Here is a 22358-nt window from a genome sequence, read left to right on the forward strand (position 1 = left end):
CCCAAAGAGTGGCTGGAAGGCAAAGCCGCGAATGCTCACGTGTCGACGGATCGGGTACTCAAGGCAGCTAAGCTCAAAAGACCTTGAAAGGGCTGGCTCTTACAGCGGGTCACTTTTGAACAGCGCAAAAGTAACCAAAACGCTCTTGCCCCACCACTCGGCACCTCGCTGTGGCTCGGTGTGCCCTCACTCCGACATTACGGAGCGGGCCGCCGCGACGGGGCGTCCCTGCCCCGTCGCGGCTAAACCGGCGTCCTGCCGGTTTACCCGCTCCGTAATATCTGCGTTCGGCCATCGTGGTTTAACGGGGCGCCTTAGATCAAGATCAAAAGCAGGCGGCCCGAAAGCCGGCCCAATCTCCCAAACAGAATGCGGTCAAATGTGGGAGATTCAATGGCTGAAAAAGCGGGACGCAGAGCGTCTGGAGCGGCATTACCACGCAGAGCGTGGGAACGATCATCTACTGTGGGAGGGGGCTTGCTCCCGATGGCGGTGGGTCAGTCAATTCATGTATCAACTGTAAAACTGCTATCGGGAGCAAGCCCCCTCCCACAAAAAGCAAAAAAAAGCAGATCTGCTGTGTTCTCCAGAGCCGCCTTTGATCTGCTTCTGATCTGCTTCAACCACTCAGGTCGGCTTTCAGGCCGCCGTGCTCTTGCTTTTGATCTTGATCTGAGAAGCGCCCCGTTAAACCACGATGGCCGCACGCAGGCTTGAATCCGTGGGTAACCCGGCAGGACGCCGGGTTAGCCGCGCTGGGCCAAGGATGGCCCATCGCGGCGGCCCACGGATTCAAGCCTGTGTGCGGGCATGCCGAGCCTAAGCGAGGCACCGAGTGGTGGGGCGAGAGCGTTTTGGTTACTTTTGCGCTCTATCAAAAGTGACTCGCTGTAAGAGCGAAACCGATACAAACCATCACCCAAATAACGGATATGCACGAAAATCCAAAGAACACCCCAACCCCGTCTCCTGCAGTACATCAAAGATGTAGATGAGCCTCCCACAGCTGCCCATCTTTGGACTCAGCTCAATTCCCTCGCCAGAAACGGCGCCGTGCGGCTGGTTTTGCTTTTAGCCACCGTCCAGGGCTCACCGCTGGCAACCACCTTGCCGCCCATATCGCCAGCCCCCGGGCCGATGTCGATCACCCAGTCACTCTGCGCCACCACACGCATTTCATGTTCCACCACAACCACCGTATGCCCCGCATCCACCAAGTGATTCAACTGGCTAAGCAGACGGTCGACATCGCGTGGGTGCAGCCCGGTTGTCGGCTCATCCAACACATACAGAGTGGCGCCGCGTGCGTTGCGTTGCAGCTCAGTCGCCAGCTTGATGCGTTGCGCCTCACCGCCAGACAACTCAGTCGCCGGCTGGCCAAGACGCAAATAACCCAGCCCGATGTCGCGCAATACCTGCAACGAGCGCAACACGCCAGGCTGTTCAGCAAACACCGCTACCGCCTGCTCCACCGTCAGCCCCAATACGTCGGCGATGCTCAACCCCTGCCATTTAATCGCCAAGGTCTCAGGGTTGTAGCGCGCGCCATGGCAGGTCGGGCACGGCGCGTACACGCTCGGCATAAACAGCAACTCGACGCTGACAAAGCCTTCACCTTCGCACTGCGGGCAGCGGCCCTTGGCGACGTTGAACGAGAACTGCCCCGCGTCATAACCGCGCTTCTTCGCCGCCGGCATCGCGGCGAACAGCTTGCGCACGTTGTCGAACAGCCCGGTGTAGGTCGCAAGGTTGGAGCGCGGTGTGCGGCCGATAGGTTTCTGGTCGACCTGCACCAAGCGGCGGATGTGCTCAAGCCCGGCACTGATGCGCCCCCCGCTGCTTTGCGGGGTGTCGTCTTCCAGGCTCGGTTCTTCGTCGTTTTCGACCACGCGGCCGAGGCCGGTGCCCACCAGTTCCAGCAGCGCCTGGCTGACCAGGCTGGATTTGCCCGAGCCGGAAATACCGGTCACTGCGGTAAAGCAGCCCAGCGGGAAAGCCACGCTCAGGTCATTGAGGTTATTGCGCGTCACGCCTACAAGCTTCAACCAGCCTGCCGGCTCACGCCGCGACTGGCTTGGCACGCTGCGTTCGGCGAATAAATACGCGCGTGTCTGCGACGCCTCGACCTCGGCCAAACCGGCGGGCGGGCCGCTGTACAGCACGTGCCCGCCATGCTCGCCGGCGGCAGGCCCTACATCGATCAACCAATCGGCGCGGCGCATGGTTTCCAGGTCATGCTCCACCACAAACAACGAATTGCCTGCGGCTTTCAAACGCTCGAGCGCGGTGAATAACGCCTCGCCATCCGCGGGGTGCAGGCCCGCTGACGGTTCATCCAGTACATAGATCACGCCGAACAACTGCGAGCCCAACTGCGTGGCCAGGCGCAAGCGCTGTAATTCGCCGGATGACAAGGTCGGCGTGCTGCGCTCCAGCGATAAATAGCCCAGGCCCAAATCGGTCAAGGTGCTCACCCGCTCAAGCAAATCCTGGGCGATGCGCTGGGCGGCCAGGCGTTTTTCCACCGACAGTTTCATTTTGTCCTGCCCCGCCGCGACCGGACGCAGCAACTCGGCCACCTGCGCCAGCGACAGTTGCGACAGCTCGCCAATATCCACCCCGGCAAACTTCACCGACAGCGCCGCCTTGGTCAGCCGCTTGCCTTCGCACAAGGGGCAGGCGCTGCCTTGCATGAACTGCGAGACGCGCTTTTTCATCAGCGCACTTTGCGTGTGGCTGAAGGTGTGCAAGATATAGCGCCGCGCGCCGCTGAACGTGCCCTGGTAACTCGGCTCCAGCTTGCGCTTCAGCGCTTCGCGGGTTTGCTCCGGGGTGAAGCCTGCGTACACCGGCACGGTCGGGGTTTCTTCGGTGAACAAAATCCACTCGCGCTGCTTTTTCGGCAGGTCGCGCCAAGGCTTATCGACGTCATAGCCGAGGGTCACCAAAATGTCGCGCAGGTTCTGCCCTTGCCACGCCAACGGCCAGGACGCCACCGCGCGCTGGCGAATCGTCAGGGACGGGTCGGGCACCATCAGCGCCTCGGTCACTTCGTACACGCGGCCCAAGCCATGGCATTGCGGGCAGGCGCCTTGCGGCAGGTTCGGCGAAAAGTCTTCGGCATACAGCATCGCCTGCCCCGCCGGGTAGCTGCCGGCACGCGAATAAAGCATGCGGATCAGGCTCGACAAGGTGGTGACGCTGCCCACCGAAGAGCGCGCACTCGGCGTGCCGCGCTGCTGTTGCAGGGCCACGGCCGGTGGCAGGCCTTCAATGCTGTCGACATCCGGCACGCCAACCTGGTCAATCAGGCGCCGCGCATACGGCGCCACCGACTCGAAATAACGGCGCTGCGCCTCGGCATACACCGTGGAAAACGCCAAGGACGACTTGCCCGAACCCGACACACCGGTGAAGACCACCAGCGCATCGCGGGGGATGTCCACATCGACGTTACGCAGGTTATGTTCACGCGCGCCGCGCACTCGGACAAACCCGAGGTGTTGGGCATTGATTGCAGGGATGTCACGCTGGGAAGTCATGGGCAACCTTGTCTGACGGTGAGCACGCTGCGCACCCGTTGCGTCAGTGCATCGGGGCTGTAGGGTTTGCTCAGCAGGTGAATATCGGCACTCAGCAAGTGATTGCTGGAGAGAATGTCGCGGGTATGGCCGGAGGTGAACAGCACCGCCACCGGCGGCATTTGGGCGCGAGCCCAGTCGGCCAAATCAGTACTTTTGACCCGGCCGGGCATCACCACGTCAGTAAAAATCAGGTCTGGCTGCACGCCGCCCTGCAAGGCTTGCATGGCGCGGTCGCCGTCCTCGGCCGTGAACACGGTGTAACCGGCCTGTTCAAGCACATCGACCACCGTTACGCGTACGTCGGCATTGTCCTCGACCACCAGAATCGTCTCCTGGCCGCCTTCGTGCAGCGGCGGTTCGACGTGGATGTCTTGATTCTCTTCGCCCAGGCTGCGCGGGAAATACATCTGCACCACCGTGCCCTTGCCTTCCTCGCTCCACACCTCGACATGGCCACCGCTTTGGCGCACGAACCCAAACACCATGCTCAGGCCGAGGCCGGTGCCATGGCCTGCGCGTTTGGTGGTAAAAAATGGCTCGAACACCCGCTCCAGAATCGCCGGCGACATGCCCACGCCGATGTCCGTCACGGCCAGGCGCACGTATTCGCCGGGCGTGATGCTCTTGCCCACACAGTCGTTGGGGTTGAGGATAATGTTTTCACCGGTGATGCGAATCACGCCCTCGCCGCGCATGGCGTCACGGGCATTGATCGCCAGGTTGAGCAGCGCGTTTTCGAGCTGGTTGCGGTCGACGCTGATAAACCAGGAGTCCTGCGGCAGCTTCACATCGATATGGATGGTTTCACCCAACGCACGCTGCAACAGCTCACCTAACCCTGCGTAGATGCGCTGCGGGTTATACACGGCTGGCGACAACGGCTGGGGGGGGGGGAAAGGGCGAGCAGTTGCGACGACAGCTGGGCGCCCCGCTCCCCCGCGGCGATGCCCGCCGCCCCCCGCCGTTGCACCTGGGCATTCTCGGGTTCATGCCGGGCCAGCAGGTGCAGGTTGCCGGCGATCACTTGCAGCAGGTTATTGAAGTCGTGGGCCACGCCGCCGGTCAGCCCGCCGATGGCTTCAAGCTTTTGCGATTGACGCAACTGTTCTTCGGCAGCAGAACGCGCTTGCACCTCGGCAGCCACGCGCTGCTCCAGGTTATGCGTCAATTCCCGGCGCAGGCGTTCGGAGTTCACGTGGTCGGTGGTCTCCACCACAATCGCGAGTACACCGGCCGGTGCCTGGTCATCCCCGGCAACAGGGCTGTAGTAAAGGTCCATCCACACCGCTTCCGGCTTGCCGTTGCGCAGCAGCACCAGTTCCTTGTTGTTAAACGACAAGGTGCCACCGGCCAGGCAAGTGTTCATTACCTGCCGGTTGAACTCAGCCACTTCCGGCCAGCCCTGCTCCACCGGCGTGCCCAGCAGGTACGGATGGCGACCACCGGCAAACCGCGAATACTGGTCGTTATAAATCATATAGCCAGCCCGCCCCCACAGCATCACCATGGGCATGGGTGATGCCAGCAGCATTTGCACGGCGCTGACCAGGCTAGCCGGCCAAGCGTCGATCGGGCCAAGGTCGGTGGCCGACCAGTCGAAGGCACGAATCCGCTGGGCCATTTCGCCACCCCAGCCTTCGCAGCCATGGGTGTTGGATAAAAAATGCATCAATGGGCTCTAGGGGAAGATAAGGGGAGATAAGCGGCGCAGTTGCACTGATAAAAACTTGGAGCCTGGCGGCCATAAATCGTTTCATTGCAGATAGCTTATCTGTGAAGGCTTGGGCAACGCCCCTCAGTGAAAATCGCGACTGCGCACATTGATCCCGTCCAGCAGCGGCGTCAGGTCGGTCAGGCGCCCGGCAATCAGGTGCCGCACCTCGCCCACCGCCTCCCAGCGCCCGTCGACTTTCAGCAGCCGCGAACCGACCAACGCCTGGCGCTGACGCTCGGCCAGGTCGCGCCAGACCACCACGTTGAGGTTGCCGAATTCGTCCTCCAGGGTCACAAAAGTCACCCCGCTTGCCGTGCCAGGGCGTTGCCTGCCGGTGACCAACCCGGCCACGCTGACATTGCGCCCATGCTCCACCGACATCAGTTCAAGCGAGCTGCGGCAGCGGCGTTTAGCCAATTCGCTGCGCAACAACGCCAACGGATGCGGCCCGAGTGTGGTACCCAGCGTGGCGTAATCGGCCTGTACATCTTCGCCGACCGTGGGTGTGGGCAGTTCCACCGCCGCTTCATCCGGGCTCGGCAGGCCGCTGAATAAGCCGAGCTGTTTGTGCACGCCCGCCACGCTCCAGCGCGCCTGATGCCGGTTGCCCGCCAACGCGCGCAAGGCGCCCGCGTCCGCCAGCAACGCTTGGGCACGCGCATCCAGCCCGGCGCGTTCATCCAGGTCGGCAATGTCGCTGAACGCACGGCGCTGGCGTACCGCTTCAATGCGCCGCGCATCTTCCTCGCGAAACCCCGAAATCATGCGCAAGCCCATGCGAATCGCCGGTTGCTGGCCGTCGATCGGTTCCAGGCTGCAATCCCAGTCACTCGCCTGCACATCCACCGGGCGAATCTGCAAGCGATGGCGCCGCGCATCCTGCAGGATCTGGTCCGGGCTATAAAAACCCATGGGCCAGCTATTGATCAGCGCACAGGCGAAGGCCGCCGGTTCATGGCATTTAAGCCAGCAACTGGCGTAGGTCAGCAAGGCAAAACTGGCCGCATGCGACTCGGGAAAGCCATAGCTGCCAAAGCCTTTGATCTGCTCGAAAATCTGCGCGGCAAAGGCCTCGCTGTAGCCGTTTTTCAGCATGCCGGTGCGCAGGCGCTCTTGATGCGGCTCCAGGCCGCCGTGGCGTTTCCAGGCGGCCATGGAGCGGCGTAACTGGTCAGCCTCGCCGGGGCCATAGTCGGCGGCGACCATGGCGATTTGCATGACTTGCTCCTGAAACAACGGGATGCCCAACGTGCGCTCCAGCACCGCTTTTAATTGCGGTGACGGGTAGGTTGTCGGTTCTTCCTTGTTCCGCCGCCGCAGATACGGGTGCACCATGCCGCCCTGAATCGGCCCGGGCCGCACAATCGCAACTTCAATCACCAAGTCGTAAAATTTTTGCGGTTTGAGCCTGGGCAGCATCGACATCTGCGCGCGTGACTCGATCTGGAACACGCCGAGGGTGTCGGCTTTGCTGATCATCGCGTAGGTCGCCGGGTCTTCCTTGGGGATCGTCGCCAGCGACAGGTCGCGATGGCGATGGCGGCGCAGCAAGTCGAAACAGCGGCGGATCGCGCTGAGCATACCCAGCGCAAGAATATCCACCTTGAGCAGGCCGACGGCATCAAGGTCGTCTTTGTCCCACTGAATAATGGTGCGCTCGGCCATGGCGGCGTTTTCCACCGGCACCAGCGTGTCCAGCGGGTATTCGGAAATCACAAAACCGCCGGGGTGCTGGGACAGGTGCCGAGGAAAGCCGATCAGTTGTTGGGTCAGCGTGAGCACGCGGCGCAGGACCGGGCTTTGCGGGTCAAAACCGCCTTCACGCAGGCGCTCAAGGGGCGGCGCGTCATCACTCCAGCGCCCGCAACACTCGGCCAGCGCATTGATTTGATCCGGCGGCAAGCCCAAGGCCTTGGCCACATCGCGCACCGCGCCGGCGGCGTGGTAACTGCTGACCACTGCGGTTAACGCCGCGCGGGTACGGCCGTAGCGCTGGAACACGTATTGCAGCACTTCTTCACGGCGTTCGTGTTCAAAGTCGACGTCGATGTCCGGTGGCTCATTGCGCTCCCTGGACAAAAAGCGTTCGAACAACATGCTCGTCAGGCTCGGGTCGATCTCGGTGATGCCCAAGGCAAAACACACCGCCGAGTTGGCCGCCGAGCCTCGGCCCTGGCACAGGATCGAACGGCTGCGCGCGAAGCGCACAATGTCGTGCACCGTGAGGAAGTAGCTCTCGTAACCCAGCTCGCTGATCAACTGCAATTCCTTGTTGATCTGCGCCAGGGTCTTGGCGTCGACGCCCTGCGGCCAACGCTGGGCGATGCCTGCTTCGGTGACGGCGCGCAACCACGATTCGGCGTCATGGCCTTCGGGCACCAACTCGCGCGGGTAGTGGTAGCGCAATTGGCTCAAATCAAAGGTGCAGCGCTGCGCAATGGCCAGGGTTTCGTCGCGCAATGCTTGCGGGTACAGCGCGGCTACCGCGTCGAGGCTGCGTAAATGCCGCTCGCCATTGGGGTGCAGGCGCGTGCCCGCTTCGGCCACCGGCACGTGATGGCGGATGGCAGTCATGGTGTCTTGCAGGGCACGCCGGCCACGCGCATGCATGTGCACATCGCCACACGCCACTGCGGGTATTTTCAGGCTCGCGGCCAGGGCCAAACGTTGCTCCAAATAGCGCGCATCGTCCTGGCCGCAATGCAGGTGCACCGCCAGCCACAGGCGTTCGGCAAAGGTGCGCCGCAGCCATTGGATCGAAGCCTGGGTGTCGCCGTCTTCGGCCACCCACAGCGCCAGCAGGCCGGGCAATGGCTGCTCGAAATCTTCTTGCAGCAGGCGATAGCGGCCTTTTTCGGCGCGGCGTCGGGCCAGCGTGATCAAGCGGCACAGGTGCTGGTAGCCGCTGAGGTTCTCCACCAGCAACACCAGTTTCGGGCCGTTCTCGATGCGCACCTCGCTGCCGATAATCAGCGGCAAACCCACCGCCTTCGCCGCCTGCCAGGCGCGCACGATGCCCGCCAAGGTGCATTCATCGGTGATCGCCAGGGCGCTGTAACCCTGGCGCTTGGCGCGTTCAAACAACTCCAGCGCACTCGACGCGCCGCGCTGGAAGCTGAAATTGGACAGGCAATGCAGTTCGGCGTAACTCATGCAAACCAGCCTTGCAGCCACAGCCCGTCGTTTTGCCCCACGGTGCGGTAGGCCCAGCCTTGCTGACCGGCGCGGGTTTGGATCAGGTAGTAATCACGGCGCACATCGGCGCCATCCCACCAACCGGACTCGATGCGTTCCGGGCCCATTACTATCTGTACGCCCTGCTCGGCCAGCAAGGTCGGCGCGGGCAGCAACCAGCCGGGGCGTTGCACCTTGTTCAAGGCTGGGCACGCGCGAGTATCGGCGGCCGCTTGCCAGGCGCACTCCGGGCGATGGTCGGCATGAAAACGCAGGCCTTGCACCGCCTCATCCCCCAGCCGCGCGCGCAGGCGTTCGCGCAATTGCTCCCACGGCAAGGTTTGTTGCGGACGGTCGTCGAACAGGTCCTGGCGCTGCGGCACGAATACCGGCAGGTCTTGGGCGACCAGGCGAAAGCCGCGTACCGGCGCGCTGACGTGCACGTGCTCCAAACGCCCTCGGGCCAATTCAAACAGCATCGCCGGTTCGCGCTCGGCGCTGAGCAGGCCAACCTTGATCACGCTGTCGGGCGCCCCGGCGTGTTCCAGGTGCAGGTCGAAACGCTGCACGCCACTGTCGCGGCCGCAGAGGAAAGCCGACAGGTCGCCGGTCAAGCGGCGCAAGGGAAACAGCAGCGCCTGGTGCGATTGCACGTCGAAATTCAACTCGATGCGTACATCAAACTGGTCCGGCGGCTGATAGAACGCCAGGGCCAACGGCCGCTGCCCGCTCAACGCATCCAGGTGCTTGAGCACGCCAGCATCAAACCGCCGCGCCAAGGTATGCCGGGGCAGCGCTTGCACCTGGGCCAACGTGCGCAGGCCCATGCGCAACAGCGCCGTGGCCGCCTGCGGGTCGAGGCCGGCGCGATCAATGGGCAGCGGCGCCAGGGCCTGCATCAACACCTGATCATCCGCCACGGCCAGGCCATCGTAGATATTGGCCAACGAGCGCGCCGCTGCCGGGTTAGGCGCAGCGACGATGCGGTGACGAAACCCCAGCTCGGTCAGCTCCTTACGCAAACGCGCCTCAAACTGCGGCCACGGCCCGAACAGGCCCAGGCTCGATTCGATTTCAAACAGCAAGGCGCGCGGGTAATACACGCTGACCTGAGAGCTGAAACGGTAGGCCCAGGCCGCCAGAAACTGCTGCCAGCGTTCAATCTCTGCGGGGTCATATTCGGCGCTGGCAAAGGTCTTGACCAGCGCATGCGCCGCCGTCAGCGATTGACCGGGGCGCAGGCCCAAGGCACGCGCAGCCTGATTGACGGTTTGCAGCACGCGGCGTTGCGGCGTGCCGGCCAGCAACACCAGAGGTTGGTCTGGCTCGGGGTGCACACGCTGCACCCCGTCCAGCGCCAATTGCGGGAACACAATACACACCCAGCGCATGGCAACCTCAGTGCCCGGCCAGCGCAATCGGCGCCGGATGCGCCAAGCCGCCCCGGCACTTGAGCACGCGCACTTGGGCGGGTTTTGCCTCGACCGCCAAGCGCAAGGCGGCAGGCGATGAATTAACGGCCTCACTCAAGGAGCGCCACGCAAACGCCAGGGTCTGCCCGGTTTCTGCCGCCACTTGCAAGCGGCGCAAGGCACGGTCATCGGCCTTGTGCGGCCAGCACAATACCGCGCCGCAACTGCCCGAACGCAGGCACTGTTCCACCGCCCACAAGGCATCGCGCGCTTCGGCCTGGATCACCGAGAGCTGGCGCAAATCCACCCCGGCGTTCTGCCAGGCGTGGGGGTATGGGGTGTAAGGCGGCGCCACCAGCACAATACGCTCGCCCAGCGCCGATAACCGCGCCAGGGTTGGCAGCACCAATTGCAGTTCGCCGACGCCCTCCTTGGCCATCAATATTTCGCTCAGCGCCGCTTCCGGCCAGCCGCCGCTGGGCAGCACCGCGTCCAGCGCCGCCAGCCCGGTAGGATGCACGCTGGCCGGTGCCGTGGCGGGCCGGCCCTTCCAGCCGCGGCCGCCATTAAACAGCGCGTCCAGCGCAACGACGGCGCCCATCAGCCTTGCCTCACCAGGCCGCAGAACACGCCTTCGATCGCCAGGTCCTGGTCTGGCCCTACCTCGATGGGTTGATAGGCTGGGTTGCGCGGCAACAGGCGCACATGCTCGCCGTTGCGTTCAAAGCGCTTGATGGTGACTTCGCCGTCCAGGCGCGCCACCACGATTTGCCCGTTCAAGGCTTCGGCGCTGCGCCGTACGCCGACCAGGTCGCCGTCGAGGATGCCGTCTTCGATCATCGAATCGCCTTGCACACGCAGCAAGTAGTCCGGGGTTTTCGCGAAGGTGCCGGGGTCGAGTTGCAAGCGACTGTGCACTTCGGCATCGGCACCGATTGGCCTGCCTGCGGCGACGCGGCCGAGCACCGGCACATCCAGCCATTCGGGGCGTGCAGGCTGGTTGAGCAGGCGGATACCGCGAGCCTGGTTGGGGTTGACTTCAATAAAGCCGGCTTCGGTCAGCGCCACCACGTGTTTGCGCGCGACGCTGCGAGAGGCGAAGCCAAAGGCCTCGGCGATTTCGGCGAGGCTCGGGGGCTGGCCTTGTTGCGCGATACGGTCGCGGATAAAGGTCAGGATGGCGGTGCGGCGGGGGGTCAGGGTTGTCATGGAGTACATTTGTACTCTTGTGGGAAATTTCTGACAATAGCCGTCAGTCGGGGGGGGGCTTTTGGGGTTATTGGGTGCATATCCGTTAATTGGGTGATGGCTGATATGGGTTCCGCCCTTACGGCGGGTCACTTTTGAACAGCGCAAAAGTAACCAAAACGCTCTTGCCCCACCACTCGGTGCCTCGCTAGTCACTTTTGAACAGCGCAAAAGTAACCAAAACGCTCTTGCCCCACCACTCGGTGCCTCGCTGTGGCTCGGCATGCCCTCGTGGTTTAACGGGCGCTTCTCAAATCAAGATCACAAGCCGAACTCAGTCAACTGTGGGAGCGGGCTTGCTCGCGATTACGGTATATCAGATAAATATTTTTCAACTGACACACCGCAATCGCGAGCAAGCCCGCTCCCACAGAAAGCAAAAAAAGCAGATCTGCCGTGTATGCAAAATCCGCCCTTGATCTGCTTCAACCACTCAGGTCGGCTTTCAGGCCGCCGTGCAAAAGTGACCCGCCGTAAGGGCGGAACCCCTACCAGCCCTCCTTCAACATCCGCAACTCCAGATGCTGCAACAACATAATGGTTTTACCATCAACAATCTCACCACTCCCCACCATCGCCAGTGCCTGCTCAAAACCCAACTCCAGCACCTCTATATCCTCGCCTTCCTCAACCAAGCCACCTCCAGAACCGACCCGATCAGACGCCTGATACTCGCCGATAAAAAAGTGAATCCGCTCAGTCACCGAGCCCGGGCTCATAAACGCCGCATAGATCTTTTCCACATGCCCAACCCGGTAGCCGGTCTCTTCTTCAGCTTCCAGACGAATACGCTCTTCAGGACTCGCGTTATCCAACAACCCGGCGGCCGCTTCGATCAAGTAACCAGGGTAGTCGTTGACAAACGTGGGCATACGAAACTGTCGAATCAGCAGCACCGTACGCTGCGCGCGGTTGTACAACAGGATCGTCGCACCGTTGCCGCGGTCATACACCTCGCGGGTTTGGGCTTGCCAACTGCCATCGCGACGGAGCAGGTCGAAGCTGTATTTTTTTAAAACATACCAACTGTCCGAGAGGGTTTCTTCGGCGGTGATGCGAACGGGGCTGTTGTCCATGGTGAGTCCTTACACGTGAGAGGCGGAGCATGTCCTCGCGCCAAAGCCAGCGTCAAGCTGGTAACACTTTGCAAGCAATCCGCGTGAACGGCCGTCGAATTAATTCCTGCGCCCTTAAGCCATCTGTTAAAACCCGTGCTTGATATTTGTCCTGGAACCTTCATGCCCTCTCGTTTTATCTCTCGCCTCGGCCTGCGCTGGTTTCCCCTGCTGTGCATGGCGATCCTGATTATCGGCATGCCGGTCGGCTGCTCCGTGCTGCAACACAAGGAGCGCGAGCTGGTGTTTCGCATCGAGCCGGGCACCGCCGGCTGGTACACCGGCTTGCCCACGGGTGTGCAGGAATTCGACTTGAAACCCGCCAGTTTCAAATCCGGGCAAAACCTGCACGGCTGGTGGTACCCGGCAGAGAAGCAGGACGCGCCCGCTATCCTTTACCTGCACGGTGTGCGCTGGAACCTCACGGGGCAGTTGTTTCGCATTGAGCAATTGCACGCGCTGGGCTATTCGGTGCTGGCCATCGACTATCGCGGTTTCGGCCAAAGCCATGGCGAGTTGCCTTCGGAAACCACGGTGTATGAAGACGCCCGCATTGCCTGGGAACGCTTCCAGGTGTTGCAACCCGACCCGGACAAACGCCTGATCTACGGGCATTCGCTGGGTGGCGCGGTCGCCATCGACCTGGCGGCGCAGTTGAGCCAGCAAACGCCGGTGCCGGTGCGTGGGCTGGTGATCGAGTCCACCTTTACTTCGCTGGGGGATGCGGCCGCTGCCGTGGCGAATACTTCACTGCCGGTGCGCTGGTTGCTGTCGCAAAAATTCGACTCGATCGACAAGATCGCCGACGTGCACATGCCACTGCTGGTCGTGCATGGCCTTGACGACCAGTACGTGCCGCCGCGTTTCAGCCAGCAATTGTTTGACGCGGCTCAGCCACCCAAGCGCTTGCTGCTGGTGCCAGGCGCTACGCACAACAACAGCATGCGCATGGCTGGCCCTGGGTATGCTCAGGCGCTGGACAGCTTGATGCGCGAGAAGACGCCAGCGCAGGTGATGACACAGTCCACACACCGCGACGGCGACTCATAAAAATGCTTTTCGGCACTGGGTTCGCGCTTGGCTGTCAAGCGCAAACCCTGCCCATACTGGCCCTCGCCGAAAGTTGATCAAATATTAACCGTAGGTTAAATCGCCATACCCGCTGGGGTCCGGCAAAGTTATCCACAGAGATACCCACGGTTTTCGTGGACAACTCTTTTTAATTTTTTACGATTTTTTTGTTCAGTAAACGCCTTCGGGAAAAGTGCCCGGCAGCAAAATCTCGCGATTCACGTGGCGTATATCGTTATAGCCACACAGCGCCATCGACACGTCCAGCTCGCGGGCGATAATGTCAAGTGCCTTGGTCACCCCCGCTTCGCCCATTGCCCCCAAACCGTACAAGTGCGGGCGGCCGATCATCGTGCCTTTCGCGCCCAGCGCCACCGCTTTGAGCACGTCCTGGCCGGAGCGAATGCCGCCGTCGAGCCACACTTCAATCTGATTGCCCACCGCCTGCACAATCGCCGGCAGTTGGCTGATGCTTGACGGTGCGCCGTCCAGTTGGCGGCCACCGTGGTTGCTGACCACCAGCGCATCAGCGCCGGAATTGGCCGCCAGACGCGCATCTTCCACGTCGAGGATGCCCTTGATAATCAGCTTGCCGCCCCAGCATTTCTTGATCCATTCCACATCATCCCAGCTCAGGCGCGGGTCGAACTGCTGGGCGGTCCACGATGACAGCGAACTCATGTCGGCCACGCCCTTTACATGCCCGACTATATTGCCGAAACCGTGGCGCTTGGTGCCGAGCATGCCCATCACCCAACGCGGCTTGGTCATCATGTTGAGGATATTCGGCAGGGTCAGTTTGGGCGGCGCCGACAAGCCGTTGATCAGGTCTTTGTGGCGTTGCCCGAGGATCTGCAAGTCGAGGGTCAGCACCAGCGCGTCGACCCCGGCGGCTTTGGCGCGCTCGATCAACTGCTCGATAAACGCGCGGTCACGCATCACATACAGCTGAAACCAGAACGGCTGGCCGACATGCTCCGCAATGTCCTCCAGCGAACAGATGCTCATGGTCGACAAGGTGTAGCGCAGGCCGAACGCGGCGGCGGCGCGCGCGGTGAGTATTTCGCCATCAGCATGCTGCATGCCCGCAAGCCCGGTGGGCGCCAGCGCTACCGGCATGGCCATGTCCTGGCCAATCATGCTTGTGCGAATTGAACGCTGATCGATATTGCGCGCCACGCGCTGGCGAAACTTGATGCGCGCAAAGTCGCTTTCATTCGCGCGGTAAGTACTTTCAGTCCAGGAGCCGGAATCGGCGTAATCGTAAAACATCCTTGGCACACGCTGTTGCGCCAGTTTGCGCAAGTCTTCGATGGTTGTGATCAACGGCATCTGGGTCACCTTTCCCTGAACTGACCTTAGAGAGTAACCGCGCATCGACGGCGCAACCAGCCATTGCGTTTATAGGAACGGGCGACTAACCTCGCAAAAACCTGCAAGAAGACGCACAAACATGCACAGCACTCATCACGCCATCGACCTGCCCTCGTTACGCAAACAAAAAATCCTGTTGCTGCTGGAACGCGATGGCAACGTCACCGCGTCGGAACTGGTGGAGCACTTTGCCGTGTCCCAAGACACCATTCGCCGTGACTTGGCTGAACTCGCCGCCGCCGGCCTGTTGCAACGCGTGCACGGCGGCGCCCTGCCCCGGCCCAAAGACACCGGCAAGGACTTCTTCACCCGCGTCGGCGAAACCAATGAGGTGAAGCGCCAGCTGGCCAAGCTGGCGGCGGCGCAGGTGGAAGATGGCCAAATCGTGCTGTTCGACTCCGGCTCGACCACGCTGCAAATCGCCCAGTCATTGCCACGCTCGATCCGCCTGACGGTAGTGACGCCGTCGCCGATGATCGCCATCGCGCTGGCGGACCATTCCGAGGTGAAGGTGATTCTCGCCGGTGGCCAACTCAACCCCGCCACCTTGTCCACCAGCGGGCACGAAGCCGTGCGCCTGATCCAGAGCATCAAGGCCGACCTGTTGTTTATGGGCGTGTGTGCGCTGCATCCGCACGTCGGCATCAGCTCGTTGCACTTCGATGAAGTGGCGGTCAAGCAAGCCTTGCTCGACAGTGCCTCACAGGTCGTGGCGGTGACCACGGCGGACAAACTCGGCGCGGTGGAACCCTTTGTGGTAGCGCCGTGCAGCCGCATTCACACGCTGATCACCGAGTGGCATGTGCCGGGTGTCGAGGCGTATGAGCAGCTAGGTTTGCAGGTGCTGCGGGTCGAGGCCGAGTAAGTACAAGGCATCCGCCACGGCATGGCCGCTGGCGGTGTTGTCAAAAATGCACCAGGTGGGGATGCCTGCGTCAACCGACTGGTTTAACAACCGCGCATAGGCTTGCACGCGTTGCGCGCCATAAGCACTGTGATAAATACGCGGCGTACCGTGCAGGCGCCAATAACGCACGCCCTGCCAGCCTGCCGGCGCATCGCCGCTGTCGATGGCTGGCGGGTCGGCGGCCACACGGCCTATGTGTAAATGCTGCAACACGCCATCGGCTTCAAGCCAACTGGCGTGACGCGGTTCAAGCACCACGGCACCGGAAAAACGTTGGCGTAATGCGCTAAAAAACTGCAGGGCGACAGCGGCTTCGTAGCGCAGCGATGGCGGTAGCTGAACCAACAGGCAGCCAAGCTTTTCGCCCAGAGGCAGGCACTGTTGAAGAAATTCATCCAGCGCCGCTTCGCACCCCTGCAGGCGCAGCTCATGCGTGATGCGCTTGGGCAGCTTGACCGAAAAAGCAAACGCCGGTGGCACACACTGCCCCCAGCGTTGGTAGGTTTTGGCCAAGTGCGGCCGGTAAAACGAACTGTTGATTTCCACCGCATTGAAGCGCGAAGCGTAGCGCTGCAAATGCGTACCTTCAGGCGCAAACGCCGGCCAGTGCTCACGCGGCAAACTCCAGCCGGCACAGCCCACATACAGCGCTGCGGTCAAAACAGCACCGAGGCCGCATCGCGCATGAAGATCTCGATGGTTTTAGGCCCGACGCCGTCGAACTCAGCCAAGCGTTTTTCAAACGCCTGACGGTCTGCACTGGCGCTGCGAATATGGGTGATCTTACCGGCGTACTCGGCATTGAGCTTGGCGCTGAGGTCGAGCAAGCGCTGCGCGGTACTTTCGTCATAGCGCACGTAATGCGCACGCCCAAGCATGCTGACCAGCTCGCGCGAGGTGCAGTGCTGCAACTTGCGCGCGGTATCGCGGCCTTGTTCTTCGACGATCACCTTGTACGCCTGCGCGGCGATCGGCGCCTGAATGCGCTTGCCCATCAAGAAGCTGGCGATAAACCACTTGAACAAGCTGCTGTCATCTTCGGGCTTGAGCTCAATGCCCAACTCAGACGCCGTGATCGACTTGGCCATGCTCAGTGGCCCAACTTGCGCTCGGCTTCAGCGGCCTGCTGATTGATCGCATCGGTCTGGCGCTCAAGGTCTTTGATCGAGGTGGGCGTCAGCACTTTATCGACGCCTTGAGTGTTGGGGTTTGCCTGTTCCAGGGTCTGGCCCTTGGCGGCTTTTTCGGTGCCCTTTTGCGCGTCTTCCGAGCTGATGGGGGCTGGGGTTTTGTCGGCGGTCTGGTGATCAGTCACGGTGTGTCTCCTGGCAGTTGAGGCCCACAAAAAACGGCGGGCACGTATGCAGCAGAGCCCGCCTTTTTTCGATAGTTCAAGGAAATTGTCGCGCGTTGCCGCTGCAGAAAGCCGCCGAAGAAATAAGCGCAAATTAATTTAAACCTTTGCTGCCCGGACTCGCTCCATTCTCCCATGTCGGTTATTTAATCAACCCAGCAGGAGAGACTCGATCATGAGTGCAGACCTTAACGGCAAGAAGATTTTAATCATCACCTCCAACACCGGGATTGAGCGCGACGAGTTGGTCAAACCGCTTGAAGCGTTGCGCGGCTATGGCGCGACCGTGACCCACGGTTCCAGTGACGGCGGCACCACGCAGACATTTGTCGGCGACACCGAGAAGGACCGCACCGTCGAATCCGACGCCAAGCTGGCCGACTTGTCCGGCGCAGACTTTGATGCGCTGGTAATCCCCGGCGGCACCGTGAATGCCGACACCCTGCGCCTGGACGCGGCCGCGCTGAAGCTGATCAATGAGTTCGTCAAGGCCGGCAAAACCGTTGCGGCGATTTGCCACGGCCCATGGGCGTTGATCGATGCCGGCGTGATCAAGGGCAAAACCCTGACCTCCTATAAAAGCGTGCGCACCGACTTGGTAAACGCCGGTGCGGCGGACTGGGTAGATGCCGAGGTCAAGGTGTGCAAAGCGAATGGCTGGACGCTGATCACTTCGCGCACACCGGATGATATTCCGGCGTTCAACCAGGCGATTGCCGAGGCCGTCGCTGGCTGAGGCCACTCGGTTAAACCAAAACAGGCGCCCTCGGGCGCCTGTTTTTTTGTGTCTGTTTCAGCTTCTGCGTTGGTCGGGCATCTCGCGTTTTGGCCCGAACATGGCCCAGGCAATCAGCCCGAACAGCGGTACAAAAATCAGAATAATCAGCCACAGGCCTTTAGTCTCCCAGCCACTGGTGCTGCGTAATACAACATTGATTGCCCACAGCTCCAAGAGCAGCAGAATCACCGCCAAACCGATCCAGACATATTCTATTTGCATGATTCACCTCCTGAGGTCCTATGCGTTAGGTCAATGATTACGGCTGAGGGTTCATTAAAATAATTTTCACGCACCCGCTCAGGCGGCGTAATGCACGCCTTGTACACACCGCCCGTGCAACCTGCACGACATGCCAGGTTCGACCACCTCGCTAACAGGTTGATTTTAATAGACTTAAGCCACCTTCACGACTTGGTACACCTGATGCAAGGTCAGGGATAAGAGGCGCGCACTTCGACGCGCCGACTACTACCCGTGAGGCTCCACCATGAATGCAATTGACCTTCTCGAAGCCGACCATGTACGCGTAAAAGCGTTGTTGACTCAACTCAGTGAGTCCACCGAACGTGGCGTGAAAAAGCGCACTGAACTGTTGGCCAAACTCGAAGCAGAAATCAGCCTGCACACCAAGCTTGAGGAAGAGATTCTTTACCCTGCCTTTCGTAAAGCCGGCGGCAAAGAGCAAGACATCATGTACCACGAAGCCAAGGAAGAGCACCGCACTGTTGACGCGCTGGTGCTGCCCGACCTGAAGCAAACCGAGCCTTCAACCACCGAGTTTTCCGGCCGGGTAAAAGTGGTCAAAGAGCTGTTGGAACACCATATCGAAGAAGAGGAAAAAGAAATGTTTCCTCAGGCCAAGAAGCTCTTGGGCAAAGCCTTGCTCGAAGAGCTGGGCGCCGAAATGGAAGCGATGAAAGCAGCCCACAAAAAAGCGCAATCCAGCAAGCCTATGGCGGCTTGATTGCAGCACAGCCCAAGCCTGGGGCTAACCCAGGCTTGGGTGTCGCTGGATCAACTATCCAGACACAGGGGAATGCGTCATGAAGACCAGTAGCTCCCAAAGGATTTTACTCATTGCAGTTTTTTCAGCCTTGCTGAGCGGCCCTGCCTTCGCCGCTTTTGGCGATAATCCAAGCCCTTCGGCGACTGCCGTCAGCGGTGCCAAGGCGGCAGGCTCTGCAGTACCGCCCGGCACGCACAGGCACAAAAAAACCGCCTCGCCGACGAAGCATCAGAAGGCGCAGGCTGCAGGCAAATCAACCCGGCAGCCAAGCCGCGAAAAGCCTGAAGAAAAAGCGCTGACTGCGCCGTGATCGGCCGCGTCGCGCCAGCGGTTTTTGAGGATGTTACGGCACCGGTAACCAGCCGCTGAAGCCTGCCTGTTCGGTCAGTGGGCACCAGGCGAACTGACTGACCGGGGCTGGCAATGCCTGATGTTCGAAGCCGGCCAGTGCGGCGCCCTTCGACTGCTTCCAATCAAAAAGCCGCGTATTTTCCCAGGCGAGGACAATGCCTTGGGCCTGGCTGTCATCGGCATTTACCCAACGCGCCGCCGCCGCGGCCATGAACGCTTCGACAGGCTCAGCGTCGATCCGCGTGCGGTACGGCGAGGCCAGCAACCATCGGCATACATTCAGGTGATACGTCCAGTCCGGCGCAGGCTGGTTGCGATAAGCCCAGGTCATAAAGCTGCGGAACAGGTTCAAACCCTCGGGCGGGTCGAGCTTGAGCAGCGCCGGGCAGATGTCGAACACGCCGTGCCAATACGGCAACAAACGCGCATCCAGGTGCACAAAGCAGCGCGAGTTACTCGGGTATTCAGGCCGCGCCGGTTCCGCGCGCAGGCGACGGGGCACCTTGACCAGGTGCTTGGCACCTGCAGGCAATAGAAGGGTCATGCAATGCACTCACAGTCGTGACGATAGAACGCCTCCTGATCACAGGAAGCCCAAGGCACACGTCAGAATGCGGGGGAAGCGCGAGGGTTGGCCGAGGGCCACGAATAACGCGGAGGCGCTTTGTTGCGCCGCTCGTGCGCTGGGCGCGGGGTTTGCCCGAGGCTCAGTAGCCAGACCAGGCCGATGAGGAACACGATGGCCACGGTCACCGCGGAACACACCGGGCAGGCAAAGTAGTTCGAAATGTTGCTGGAAGACGGGTTTCCTAACCCTTTGTCGGAAACTGGCGCTTGGCTACCGTCCACCGAACAGAACGCCCCACCGATCCCGTTGAGCTGCTGGCCCACCATTTGCCCATGGCCCAAACCGCAGGCGAACAGGTTCATCAGTACGCAGAGGTACAAGGCCCAGGCGATCAGCGAACGGTTGGGGTGGCTCAATTTCATGGCGGCGACTCTACACTGAAGCGTCAGGAGGGTGAAACCCCACCCTTGCCTGCGGCAGAACGTCGCAGATTACGCGGGCTGGCCAGGGTTGGTAGACTGTGCGCCCGCCTCGTTTCCACGTTTTAACGTCTGGTTTTCGACGCCTGATGTGTAGACCAGAGCAATGCAGGCGTTTAACAGGATGCACAGTTGATGAGTACCTTATTCACCCGCCGCAAAGTGCTGACCGGTATGGGCCTGCTGGGCCTTGGCAGCCTGCTGGGCGGCTGTGACTACAGCCCCAAGCTGAACTTCAAGTACGGCAAGGACCTCAGTGACAAGATCATGGGCCGCACCTTCAAGCTCAAAAATACCGACGGCGAACCCGTCACCCTGAGCTCGTTCCGTGGCCTCATGCCAGTGGTGTTCTTCGGGTTCACCCAGTGCCCGGCGGTGTGCCCCACTACGCTGGCGCGCGCCGCCCAAGCTAAAAAGCTGATGGGCCGCGATGGCGAGATCATGCAAGTGGTGTTCATCACCCTCGACCCCGAGCGCGATACCCCGGAACTGCTCGACCGCTACGTCAAGGCCTTCGACCCAAGCTTTGAAGCGCTGTACGGCACCCCGGAAGAAATCGCCGTGGCGGCCAAGGAGTTCGGGATCTTTTATGAAAAAATCCCCGCCGGTGACACCTACACCTTGTCCCACACCTCGACCAGTTTCGTTTTCGACACCCGTGGCAACCTGCGCCTCGGCCTGTCGGCATCCCTTACCGCTAAAGAGTGCGCAGAAGACCTGCTCACCGTCATGGAGGTCTGCTAATGACTGCCGTTCACTGCCTCAAGCGCTTCACCCTCGGCCTCACCCTGCTGGGCCTCGCCGCGCATGCCAGTGCCCAAGTGCTGGTGAGCGACGCGTGGGTACGCGCCACCGTGCAGGGCCAGCCCTCCAGCGGCGCATTCATGACCCTGACCGCCGACAGCGACAGCAAGCTGGTCAGCGTGGCTACGCCGGTGGCCAAGGACGCGCAAATCCATGAAATGAGCATGAAAGACGACGTGATGCGCATGGGCCCGGTGAACTCGGTGGCCCTGCCCGCCGGCAAAGCGGTCAAGCTCGACCCGAACGGTTACCACGTGATGCTGATGGGCCTGACCGGCCAGATCAAGGAAGGCGAAAAAGTGCCGCTGACCCTGACCGTGGAAAACGCCAAGGGCGAGAAGCAGTCGGTAGACGTCACCGCCACGGCCCGTGCGCTGGATGGCATGGACCACAGCAAGATGCACTGAGCGGCTCAATCCACAATAAACAGCGTGGCCCCAGTCGGCGTGGAAGATCGATGCCCTTCCATGTCGTTGCCCACCTGATAACTCATCCCGGCCGTCAGCGTGAACCGACGGCCGTCCTCCAGCTCTGTGTGTAACTCGCCTTCGAGGCACAGCAGAACGTGCCCGCGCCAACACCAATGATCTGCCAGGTAACCTGGCGTGTACTCGACCTTGCGCACCCGCGTGCTGCCAAAGTGGCAAGTGCGCCATACGGCGCTGCCGGTGACACCTGGGTGGGTTACGGCTTCGACGGTGGCCCAATCGGTGACGGCAAACGGTACGGCGGTGAGTTCCATGCTAGGCTCCATCGTGAGTTATCGTGGCTTGACCTTAGCCGCCCGGCATGTGCTGCGATAGACACAGATCGCCTGCTTTTGTGGGATACAGGTAGCGCGTTTGCTAGGCTGGCGGCTCAGCTTTTGTGGACGCGCGCTTATGCAGATTGACCCTGCTTTCATCCTTTACGAGACCGAGCACTGGCGGCTTAACCATCATCTGACGTCTAAGCTGCCGGGCTACCTGATGCTGGGCGCCAATGCTGCGACGAACGCCCTCGCCGATATGCCAGCCGCCGCCCTGGCTGAGCTGGGTGGCTTGCTCGCCAACACCCAACAAGTGATTGAGGCGCAGCTTGCGCCTAAATGGCTGTATGTCAGCCGCTACGGGCATATGCCGGGGTTCGCGCTGCACTTTCATTTCATCCCCGTGTATGGCTGGGTCGAGGAAGCGTTTTGGCGGGATGCGCGTTACCGAGTGCTGCAAGGCTTTGGCTCGCAGGCACCCGGGCAAACGCTGACCGATGGGGCTGAACTGACGTTGTTTGTGTGGCGCGAGTTTGGCGAGAGTGCCACCCCACCGGTTATCCATGGAGAGCCGGTTGAACAGGTTATCGAGCGATTGCGCAGCGCTTTCAGCACCGGGTAAAGATCAACTGTGGGAGCGGGCTTGCTCGCGATTGCGGTGTGTCTGA

At 61.2% G+C, this 22358-nt stretch carries 21 protein-coding genes and 1 pseudogene; 7 read left to right on the top strand and 15 right to left on the bottom strand.

Going from position 1 to position 22358, the window contains the following annotated elements:
- Nucleotides 1–1022 precede the first annotated feature (1022 nt).
- From uvrA to AO240_RS16720, 7 genes and pseudogenes are all read right to left on the bottom strand, one after another.
- Nucleotides 1023–3542, bottom strand: coding sequence for an excinuclease ABC subunit UvrA (gene uvrA / locus AO240_RS16685; RefSeq protein ID WP_099237534.1), 2520 nt, complete (start codon nucleotides 3540–3542; stop codon nucleotides 1023–1025).
- Nucleotides 3539–5253: pseudogene (locus AO240_RS16690) on the bottom strand (ATP-binding protein). The gene uvrA and the pseudogene AO240_RS16690 overlap by 4 nt, the downstream one beginning before the upstream one ends.
- Before the next feature lie 126 nt (nucleotides 5254–5379).
- Entirely contained in the window at nucleotides 5380–8451 is a 3072-nt protein-coding gene (locus tag AO240_RS16695) for an error-prone DNA polymerase (protein ID WP_099237536.1), read from the bottom strand.
- Complete coding sequence (locus AO240_RS16700; protein WP_099237538.1) at nucleotides 8448–9863, bottom strand: DNA polymerase Y family protein; 1416 nt, start codon at nucleotides 9861–9863, stop codon at nucleotides 8448–8450. Before AO240_RS16700 ends, AO240_RS16695 begins: the two co-directional genes overlap by 4 nt.
- 7 nt (nucleotides 9864–9870) lie before the next feature.
- Complete coding sequence (imuA, locus tag AO240_RS16705; RefSeq protein WP_099237540.1) at nucleotides 9871–10485, bottom strand: translesion DNA synthesis-associated protein ImuA; 615 nt, start codon at nucleotides 10483–10485, stop codon at nucleotides 9871–9873.
- Complete coding sequence (lexA, locus tag AO240_RS16710; RefSeq protein ID WP_099237542.1) at nucleotides 10485–11102, bottom strand: transcriptional repressor LexA; 618 nt, start codon at nucleotides 11100–11102, stop codon at nucleotides 10485–10487. Before lexA ends, imuA begins: the two co-directional genes overlap by 1 nt.
- A 518-nt stretch (nucleotides 11103–11620) precedes the next feature.
- Entirely contained in the window at nucleotides 11621–12208 is a 588-nt protein-coding gene (locus AO240_RS16720) for an NUDIX domain-containing protein (protein ID WP_099237544.1), read from the bottom strand.
- Between the two features lie 162 nt (nucleotides 12209–12370).
- On the opposite strand from AO240_RS16720, the gene AO240_RS16725 reads away from it, so the two are divergent.
- Nucleotides 12371–13297 carry an alpha/beta hydrolase gene (locus tag AO240_RS16725; protein ID WP_099237546.1) on the top strand — a complete coding sequence of 309 codons (927 nt, stop codon included), beginning with the start codon at nucleotides 12371–12373 and terminating at the stop codon, nucleotides 13295–13297.
- Nucleotides 13298–13489: 192 nt separating this feature from the next.
- On the opposite strand, the gene AO240_RS16730 is transcribed toward AO240_RS16725, so the two are convergent.
- Nucleotides 13490–14650: an alpha-hydroxy acid oxidase gene (locus AO240_RS16730; protein WP_099237548.1), complete on the bottom strand. Its 1161-nt coding sequence runs from the start codon at nucleotides 14648–14650 to the stop codon at nucleotides 13490–13492.
- A 121-nt stretch (nucleotides 14651–14771) separates the two neighbouring features.
- On the opposite strand from AO240_RS16730, the gene AO240_RS16735 reads away from it, so the two are divergent.
- Nucleotides 14772–15557, top strand: a complete 786-nt coding sequence (locus AO240_RS16735; protein ID WP_099237550.1) for a DeoR/GlpR family DNA-binding transcription regulator — start codon at nucleotides 14772–14774, stop codon at nucleotides 15555–15557.
- Here the strand turns inward: AO240_RS16735 and AO240_RS16740 are convergent.
- Genes AO240_RS16740 through AO240_RS16750 form a run of 3 tightly spaced genes read right to left on the bottom strand, consistent with a single transcriptional unit; the run spans nucleotide 15522 to nucleotide 16914 of the window.
- Nucleotides 15522–16259, bottom strand: a complete 738-nt coding sequence (locus AO240_RS16740; protein WP_099237552.1) for a DUF72 domain-containing protein — start codon at nucleotides 16257–16259, stop codon at nucleotides 15522–15524. The genes AO240_RS16735 and AO240_RS16740 overlap by 36 nt on opposite strands.
- Complete coding sequence (locus tag AO240_RS16745; protein WP_099237554.1) at nucleotides 16256–16687, bottom strand: DNA methylase; 432 nt, start codon at nucleotides 16685–16687, stop codon at nucleotides 16256–16258. Before AO240_RS16745 ends, AO240_RS16740 begins: the two co-directional genes overlap by 4 nt.
- Before the next feature lie 2 nt (nucleotides 16688–16689).
- The gene (locus AO240_RS16750; RefSeq protein WP_099237556.1) at nucleotides 16690–16914 is read right to left on the bottom strand and encodes a hypothetical protein; all 225 of its coding nucleotides are present in this window, start codon (nucleotides 16912–16914) and stop codon (nucleotides 16690–16692) included.
- Nucleotides 16915–17128: 214 nt separating this feature from the next.
- On the opposite strand from AO240_RS16750, the gene AO240_RS16755 reads away from it, so the two are divergent.
- Nucleotides 17129–17689, top strand: a complete 561-nt coding sequence (locus AO240_RS16755; protein WP_099237558.1) for a type 1 glutamine amidotransferase domain-containing protein — start codon at nucleotides 17129–17131, stop codon at nucleotides 17687–17689.
- A 57-nt stretch (nucleotides 17690–17746) separates the two neighbouring features.
- Here AO240_RS16755 and AO240_RS16760 read toward each other — a convergent pair whose 3' ends face one another.
- Entirely contained in the window at nucleotides 17747–17953 is a 207-nt protein-coding gene (locus AO240_RS16760) for a PLDc N-terminal domain-containing protein (RefSeq protein WP_099237560.1), read from the bottom strand.
- Between the two features lie 268 nt (nucleotides 17954–18221).
- Between AO240_RS16760 and AO240_RS16765 the strand changes: the two genes are divergently transcribed.
- Nucleotides 18222–18698: a hemerythrin domain-containing protein gene (locus AO240_RS16765; RefSeq protein WP_058412640.1), complete on the top strand. Its 477-nt coding sequence runs from the start codon at nucleotides 18222–18224 to the stop codon at nucleotides 18696–18698.
- 385 nt (nucleotides 18699–19083) lie between these two features.
- On the opposite strand, the gene AO240_RS16775 is transcribed toward AO240_RS16765, so the two are convergent.
- On the bottom strand, nucleotides 19084–19635 hold the full coding sequence (locus tag AO240_RS16775) for a putative natural product biosynthesis protein (RefSeq protein WP_099237564.1): 552 nt from the start codon (nucleotides 19633–19635) through the stop codon (nucleotides 19084–19086).
- Between the two features lie 62 nt (nucleotides 19636–19697).
- The gene (locus AO240_RS16780; RefSeq protein WP_058412642.1) at nucleotides 19698–20081 is read right to left on the bottom strand and encodes a DUF2946 domain-containing protein; all 384 of its coding nucleotides are present in this window, start codon (nucleotides 20079–20081) and stop codon (nucleotides 19698–19700) included.
- A gap of 192 nt (nucleotides 20082–20273) precedes the next feature.
- On the opposite strand from AO240_RS16780, the gene AO240_RS16785 reads away from it, so the two are divergent.
- Together AO240_RS16785 and AO240_RS16790 are read left to right on the top strand one after the other, a co-directional pair.
- A complete protein-coding gene (locus tag AO240_RS16785; protein WP_058412643.1) occupies nucleotides 20274–20882 on the top strand; it encodes an SCO family protein in 609 nt (202 codons plus the stop codon).
- A complete protein-coding gene (locus tag AO240_RS16790; RefSeq protein WP_099237566.1) occupies nucleotides 20882–21349 on the top strand; it encodes a copper chaperone PCu(A)C in 468 nt (155 codons plus the stop codon). The genes AO240_RS16785 and AO240_RS16790 overlap by 1 nt, the downstream gene beginning before the upstream one ends.
- 5 nt (nucleotides 21350–21354) lie before the next feature.
- Here AO240_RS16790 and AO240_RS16795 read toward each other — a convergent pair whose 3' ends face one another.
- Entirely contained in the window at nucleotides 21355–21684 is a 330-nt protein-coding gene (locus AO240_RS16795) for a DHCW motif cupin fold protein (protein WP_099237568.1), read from the bottom strand.
- 139 nt (nucleotides 21685–21823) lie between these two features.
- On the opposite strand from AO240_RS16795, the gene AO240_RS16800 reads away from it, so the two are divergent.
- The gene (locus tag AO240_RS16800) at nucleotides 21824–22312 is read left to right on the top strand and encodes an HIT family protein (RefSeq protein ID WP_099237570.1); all 489 of its coding nucleotides are present in this window, start codon (nucleotides 21824–21826) and stop codon (nucleotides 22310–22312) included.
- Nucleotides 22313–22358: the final 46 nt, after the last annotated feature.

Source organism: Pseudomonas sp. ICMP 460 (genome assembly GCF_002723595.1).
In the GTDB taxonomy this organism is placed as follows: Bacteria; Pseudomonadota; Gammaproteobacteria; order Pseudomonadales; family Pseudomonadaceae; genus Aquipseudomonas; species Aquipseudomonas kitaguniensis.

What these genes read in the sequence shown, in the direction of transcription:
- uvrA (WP_099237534.1), bottom strand. Translation starts at nt 3,542, where the DNA reads ATGACTTCCCAGCGTGACATCCCTGCAATCAATGCCCAACACCTCGGG.
- AO240_RS16695 (WP_099237536.1), bottom strand. Translation starts at nt 8,451, where the DNA reads ATGAGTTACGCCGAACTGCATTGCCTGTCCAATTTCAGCTTCCAGCGC.
- AO240_RS16700 (WP_099237538.1), bottom strand. Translation starts at nt 9,863, where the DNA reads ATGCGCTGGGTGTGTATTGTGTTCCCGCAATTGGCGCTGGACGGGGTG.
- imuA (WP_099237540.1), bottom strand. Translation starts at nt 10,485, where the DNA reads ATGGGCGCCGTCGTTGCGCTGGACGCGCTGTTTAATGGCGGCCGCGGC.
- lexA (WP_099237542.1), bottom strand. Translation starts at nt 11,102, where the DNA reads ATGTACTCCATGACAACCCTGACCCCCCGCCGCACCGCCATCCTGACC.
- AO240_RS16720 (WP_099237544.1), bottom strand. Translation starts at nt 12,208, where the DNA reads ATGGACAACAGCCCCGTTCGCATCACCGCCGAAGAAACCCTCTCGGAC.
- AO240_RS16725 (WP_099237546.1), top strand. Translation starts at nt 12,371, where the DNA reads ATGCCCTCTCGTTTTATCTCTCGCCTCGGCCTGCGCTGGTTTCCCCTG.
- AO240_RS16730 (WP_099237548.1), bottom strand. Translation starts at nt 14,650, where the DNA reads ATGCCGTTGATCACAACCATCGAAGACTTGCGCAAACTGGCGCAACAG.
- AO240_RS16735 (WP_099237550.1), top strand. Translation starts at nt 14,772, where the DNA reads ATGCACAGCACTCATCACGCCATCGACCTGCCCTCGTTACGCAAACAA.
- AO240_RS16745 (WP_099237554.1), bottom strand. Translation starts at nt 16,687, where the DNA reads ATGGCCAAGTCGATCACGGCGTCTGAGTTGGGCATTGAGCTCAAGCCC.
- AO240_RS16755 (WP_099237558.1), top strand. Translation starts at nt 17,129, where the DNA reads ATGAGTGCAGACCTTAACGGCAAGAAGATTTTAATCATCACCTCCAAC.
- AO240_RS16760 (WP_099237560.1), bottom strand. Translation starts at nt 17,953, where the DNA reads ATGCAAATAGAATATGTCTGGATCGGTTTGGCGGTGATTCTGCTGCTC.
- AO240_RS16765 (WP_058412640.1), top strand. Translation starts at nt 18,222, where the DNA reads ATGAATGCAATTGACCTTCTCGAAGCCGACCATGTACGCGTAAAAGCG.
- AO240_RS16775 (WP_099237564.1), bottom strand. Translation starts at nt 19,635, where the DNA reads ATGACCCTTCTATTGCCTGCAGGTGCCAAGCACCTGGTCAAGGTGCCC.
- AO240_RS16780 (WP_058412642.1), bottom strand. Translation starts at nt 20,081, where the DNA reads ATGAAATTGAGCCACCCCAACCGTTCGCTGATCGCCTGGGCCTTGTAC.
- AO240_RS16785 (WP_058412643.1), top strand. Translation starts at nt 20,274, where the DNA reads ATGAGTACCTTATTCACCCGCCGCAAAGTGCTGACCGGTATGGGCCTG.
- AO240_RS16790 (WP_099237566.1), top strand. Translation starts at nt 20,882, where the DNA reads ATGACTGCCGTTCACTGCCTCAAGCGCTTCACCCTCGGCCTCACCCTG.
- AO240_RS16795 (WP_099237568.1), bottom strand. Translation starts at nt 21,684, where the DNA reads ATGGAACTCACCGCCGTACCGTTTGCCGTCACCGATTGGGCCACCGTC.
- AO240_RS16800 (WP_099237570.1), top strand. Translation starts at nt 21,824, where the DNA reads ATGCAGATTGACCCTGCTTTCATCCTTTACGAGACCGAGCACTGGCGG.